1 protein-coding gene is annotated in these 381 nt (G+C 61.7%); it reads left to right on the top strand.

Annotation, left to right across the window (positions count from 1 at the left end):
- On the top strand, positions 1-381 hold a 381-nt coding region (locus QSK31_RS48615), incomplete at both ends, for a hypothetical protein (protein ID WP_285692014.1).

Below are 381 nucleotides of genomic sequence, written 5' to 3'. Positions count from 1 at the left end.
CAAGCCGCTACCCCGTCAACACCGACGGCGACCTCGCCCAATGGGATATCCACCACCAGCAGGCCGTGTTCGGACCAGACGACAACCAAACCCGCACCCCTTCCGACGGACACACCCTCGACGCCCTGACCGACCCACCCACACACACCTACCCCACCGGAGGCAGGACCGGCGAAGAATGGGCAGCAGGGTTCCAGAAAGCAATCCTGAAGCTACAAAGCACGAAAATCTCCGGGGAGAAAGCAAACGCGGAGGCGGGCATCGGAGTCTCTGACCGGTGGAAGCGCGCGAAAGGGATGCAAAAATTCAGCAAGGCGGAGTTGGACGTGTTCGCCCTGTTCCGGATGGAACTACCTGCGGGCCACCCGGACAAAGACACTC

It is taken from the genome of Actinoplanes sp. NBRC 103695 (assembly GCF_030269485.1).
Lineage (GTDB): Bacteria > Actinomycetota > Actinomycetes > Mycobacteriales > Micromonosporaceae > Actinoplanes.
Note: the sequence above shows the minus strand (reverse complement) of the source record. Positions and strands in the feature narration are given on the sequence as shown.